Genomic DNA, 1579 nt, shown 5'->3' with positions numbered 1-1579 from the left:
GGGGGCGTCCCGGCCGCCGGCGGACGGGCCGGTGCCGCCGTGCTCGCTCACCCGGGCTCCCGCAGCGTGTAACCCACCCCGCGCACCGTCTGCACCAGCCGCGGCTCACCGCCGGCCTCGGTCTTGCGCCGCAGGTACATCACGTACACGTCCAGCGAGTTGGAGGAGGGCTCGAAGTCGAAGCCCCAGACGGCCTGGAGGATCTGGTCCCGGGTGAGCACCTGCCGGGGGTTCTGGAGCAGCAGCTCCAGCAGCGTGAACTCCGTGCGGGTGAGGTCCACCCGGCGGTCGCCGCGTGTCACCTCGCGGGTGCCGAGGTCCATGCGCAGGTCCGCGAAGGCCAGCAGCCGCGTGTCCTCGTCCTCGGGGGCGCTCGCGTAGGAGCTGCGGCGCAGCAGGGCCCGGACCCGGGCCAGCAGTTCGTCCAGCTCGAAGGGTTTGACCAGGTAGTCGTCGGCGCCCGCGTCCAGGCCGGTGACGCGGTCGCCGACGGTGTCCCGGGCGGTCAGCATCAGGATGGGCAGCGTCACCCCCTGGGACCGCAGTCGGCGGGCTGCGGTGAGGCCGTCCATCCGGGGCATCTGCACGTCGAGCACGATCAGTTCGGGCGGCCGGGCGGCGACCTGTGCGAGCGCGTCCAGGCCGTCGACCGCCTCCGCCGTCTCGTAGCCCTCGAAGGCCAGACTGCGCCGCAACGCCGCGCGTACCGCCGGTTCGTCGTCGACGATCAGCACACTCATGGGGGCGAGTGTGCCACCCCCGTCAGTCTCCGGCGCGCAGGTCATCCAGGATCTGCTTCACGTCGTTGATCGGCACGGCGAAGCCCAGACCGATGCTGCCCGCCTCCGACTGGTTCGACCCGGCGCTCCGCATCGCCGAGTTGACGCCTACCACGGCACCGTTCATGTCGACGAGGGCGCCGCCGGAGTTGCCCGGGTTGAGTGAGGCGTCCGTCTGAAGGGCCTGGTAGGTGGTCGTCTGCGAGCCCACCTCACCGTTGTACTCGCCGCCGCCGAACTCGAACGGCCAGTGCTGCTCCTGCTGCCGCGGGGCGCTCTCCTTGCGGACGGTCACGTCGCGGTCCTTCGCCGAGATGATGCCGCTGGTGACGGACCCGGTGAGCCCCGCGGGTGAACCGATGGCCACCACCTGGTCGCCGACCTGCACCTTGTCGGAGTTCCCGAGCGTCGCCGGGGCCAGGTCGCTGACGCCCTCGGCCTTGATGAGCGCCATGTCGAGGTCGGGGGCCGTGCCGACGACCCGCGCGTTCGCCGTACTGCCGTCGCTGAACCGCACCTGGATCCGGTCGGCGCCGGAGACGACGTGGTTGTTGGTGAGGATCTCGCCGTCGGCGGTGAGCACCACGCCCGATCCGGTCGAGTTGCCGGTGGAGATCTCCACCACGCTGGGGCTGACGTTCTCGGCCACCGAGGCGACGGTGCCGTTGGTGCTGACGTGGGTGCCGTTCGCACCGGCGGACACCGTCGTCGGCGAGCCGCCCTCGCTCCAGGCGGAGCCGAGCAGCGCACCGGTGCCGCCGCCGATCGCGCCGGCCGCCAGCGCGACCGCGGCGAGCACG

2 protein-coding genes are annotated in these 1579 nt (G+C 72.1%); both read right to left on the bottom strand.

Annotated elements, in window-relative coordinates:
* Positions 1-47 precede the first annotated feature (47 nt).
* Positions 48-740: a response regulator transcription factor gene (locus ACYVE9_RS26085; RefSeq protein ID WP_461030357.1), complete on the bottom strand. Its 693-nt coding sequence runs from the start codon at positions 738-740 to the stop codon at positions 48-50.
* Between the two features lie 22 nt (positions 741-762).
* Positions 763-1578: a S1C family serine protease gene (locus ACYVE9_RS26080; RefSeq protein WP_461030356.1), complete on the bottom strand. Its 816-nt coding sequence runs from the start codon at positions 1576-1578 to the stop codon at positions 763-765.
* Position 1579 lies beyond the last annotated feature (1 nt).

Source organism: Streptomyces sparsus (assembly GCF_054776295.1).
This window is presented reverse-complemented; position numbering and strand designations above follow the sequence as displayed.